We start from the raw sequence: 2,820 nt of genomic DNA, 5'->3' as shown, positions 1-2,820 counted from the left end.
GCGGAACAGCCGTACACGCCGGTGGCGGCTGTCACGGGGCGCGGGGAAAGCCGGAAAATCTGGTATTACCACACGGACGTGACGGGCACGGTGCAGGAGGTGAGCGCAGCGGACGGAACGCTGGTGTGGGCGGGCTACCAGGCGGGGTTTGGTGAAAACCGGGGCGACATCAGCAACAGCGGGGCGTACTTTGAACAGCCGCTGCGACTGCCGGGGCAGTACTTTGACGAAGAAACGGGACTGCATTACAATCTGTTCAGATATTATGCGCCGGAGTGCGGAAGGTTTATCAGCCAGGACCCGATTTCGATCCGTGGGGGACTGAATCTTTATAGGTATGCACCTAATCCGATTAGCTGGATTGATCCGTTAGGATTAAATAAAAATAGTAATGATGCTATTGGTGATTGGGTGCTTTATGATGTAATTGACCCAGATGCCGGTCGTGCAAAAGTAGGGATTGGGAAGGCCGAGGATGTGATGCCTACCAGAAATAATGCCAATAGACGTGCTGAAACTAGTGCAAGAAAAGTTAGAAAAGATTCTAAGTTTAAAAATGCTCAAGCGACTGTGGTTAGTACCCATGAAGGTATTACTAAGGGAGAAATGAAGGAGATTGAAGCTAAGAGGGTTCGGGATTTGAGAACGCAGGGGTATGAATTACCTCATAATAGAGAAAATGATAAACGCTATATCCCCGAAAAGAACAGTGGGGGAGCTGATTGCTAAGTTTTTCGAGAGGTGATTTGATGGATGAAAAAATCAGAGTTTTAATATCTAACGAAGTTCCACGTATTGATGACCATATTGATATGCATTCTATATTTATAGAGCTAAACGCTTATGTTAAGTCTCTTGAGCCTAATATCAATCTTCAGGATTTAGGTGATTGGCGGCTTTTAATTAATGTACTTGCTCAGAGAACAGATGCAATCGGTATTGCAAAACGTGTCGTACGATTCCCTTCGGACAAAGAATATGTGGTCTATATGTCAACGCCTATTCCTGATGATGAACAGGTAAGTTATGGGATTTCTAATGTAAAAGAGGCATTTTTTAAAGAAAGTAACGAAAAATATTCAAATATTATTGAACCTGATTTCGATAAATACAATGATTTATTTACTTATATGTTAGAAACCAGTAAGAAAACAATTGATTGGATTCTTACACGAGGTGTTTCCTGTAACAGAATAAAAATAAAATTATCAGAAGATAGAAAATATAAATATTAGTGAATCTTCGTTTCTTTTTCCCGGATCTCCGCCAGTACTGACAGGTGAAAATCCGGGATAACTGATCTTACGGTTGAATAAGATCGTCAATAAACACCGCACCGTCAACGGTACGCAACCAGCGTGGCGCTTTCAGTTTTGCCGCAAAGAGCCAGACCAGTTCACAAAGCAGCCCCGTCAGGGGGGGCCCAGGGAAAGATCACGTAACGCTGCTTTTTTGCACTAAATAATTCGCATTTTATGTTCAATAATTGAGATATTCCTTATTACCTAAAGCTGTTTTTCATTGCTTATACATGATCAAATACTCCTTACATAATTAAGGAGAACAAAATGGAACTCAAAAAAATGATGGAACATATTTCTATTATCCCCGATTACAGACAAGCCTGGCAAAGTGGAACATAAATTGTCAGATATTCTACTATTAACTATTTGTGCCGTTATTTCTGGTGCAGAAGATTGGGAAGATATAGAGGATTTCGGGGAAACACATCTCGATTTTTTGAAGCAATATGGTGATTTTGAAAATGGTATTCCTGTTCACGATACTATTGCCAGAGTTGTATCCTGTATCAGTCCTGCAAAATTTCATGAGTGCTTTATTAACTGGATGCGTGACTGCCATTCCTCAGATGATAAAGACGTCATTGCAATTGATGGAAAAACGCTCCGGCACTCTTATGACAAGAGTCGCCGCAAGGGAGCGATTCATGTTATTAGTGCGTTCTCAACAATACACAGTCTGGTCATCGGACAGATCAAGACGGATGAGAAATCTAATGAGATCACAGCTATCCCTGAACTTCTTAACATGTTGGATATTAAAGGAAAAATTATCACAACTGATGCGATGGGGTGCCAGAAAGATATTGCAGAGAAGATACAAAAACAGGGAGGTGATTATTTATTCGCTGTAAAAGGAAACCAGGGGCGGCTTAATAAAGCCTTTGAGGAAAAATTTCCGCTGAAAGAATTAAATAATCCAGAGCATGACAGTTACGCAATTAGTGAAAAGAGTCACGGCAGAGAAGAAATCCGCCTTCATATTGTTTGCGATGTCCCTGATGAACTTATTGATTTCACGTTTGAATGGAAAGGGCTGAAGAAATTATGCGTGGCAGTCTCCTTTCGGTCAATAATAGCAGAACAAAAGAAAGAGCCCGAAATGATAGTCAGATATTATATCAGTTCTGCTGATTTAACCGCAGAGAAGTTCGCCACAGCGATCCGAAATCACTGGCACGTGGAGAATAAGCTGCACTGGCGTCTGGACGTGGTAATGAATGAAGACGACTGCAAAATAAGAAGAGGAAATGCAGCAGAATTATTTTCAGGGATACGGCACATCGCTATTAATATTTTGACGAATGATAAGGTATTCAAGGCAGGGTTAAGACGTAAGATGAGAAAAGCAGCTATGGACAGAAACTATCTGGCGTCAGTCCTTGCGGGGAGCGGACTTTCGTAATCTTGCCCTGCTCACCCCCACGGAAGAAGGTGAGCGTCTGCACCACATGCAGGCGGACAGGGTGCGCTTCGCGTATGACCGCAGCGGGTGGCTGACGGCAGAGCACAGCGTACA

General features: G+C 42.6%; 2 protein-coding genes and 2 pseudogenes. All 4 read left to right on the top strand.

The features are described from left to right. Positions 1 to 729, top strand: a 729-nt coding sequence (locus tag BEA93_RS25945) for an RHS repeat-associated core domain-containing protein (RefSeq protein WP_236942904.1), incomplete at its 5' end; no start/stop codon positions are given. A gap of 20 nt (positions 730 to 749) precedes the next feature. Continuing rightward, positions 750 to 1,235, top strand: a complete 486-nt coding sequence (gene imm9 / locus BEA93_RS24060) for an Imm9 family immunity protein (RefSeq protein WP_105225222.1) — start codon at positions 750 to 752, stop codon at positions 1,233 to 1,235. Positions 1,236 to 1,568: 333 nt separating this feature from the next. Continuing rightward, positions 1,569 to 2,706 (top strand): annotated as a pseudogene (locus BEA93_RS24055) (ISAs1-like element ISEc1 family transposase). A 10-nt stretch (positions 2,707 to 2,716) separates the two neighbouring features. Further along, positions 2,717 to 2,820 (top strand): annotated as a pseudogene (locus BEA93_RS26425) (hypothetical protein); the annotation flags it as partial.

Origin of the sequence: Escherichia sp. MOD1-EC5950, assembly GCF_002965345.1 — a bacterium.
In the GTDB taxonomy this organism is placed as follows: domain Bacteria; phylum Pseudomonadota; class Gammaproteobacteria; order Enterobacterales; family Enterobacteriaceae; genus Escherichia; species Escherichia marmotae.
Note: the sequence above shows the minus strand (reverse complement) of the source record. Positions and strands in the feature narration are given on the sequence as shown.

Bases quoted from the DNA above. Each gene is read 5' to 3' on its own strand.
- imm9 (WP_105225222.1), top strand. From the start codon at position 750: ATGGATGAAAAAATCAGAGTTTTAATATCTAACGAAGTTCCACGTATT.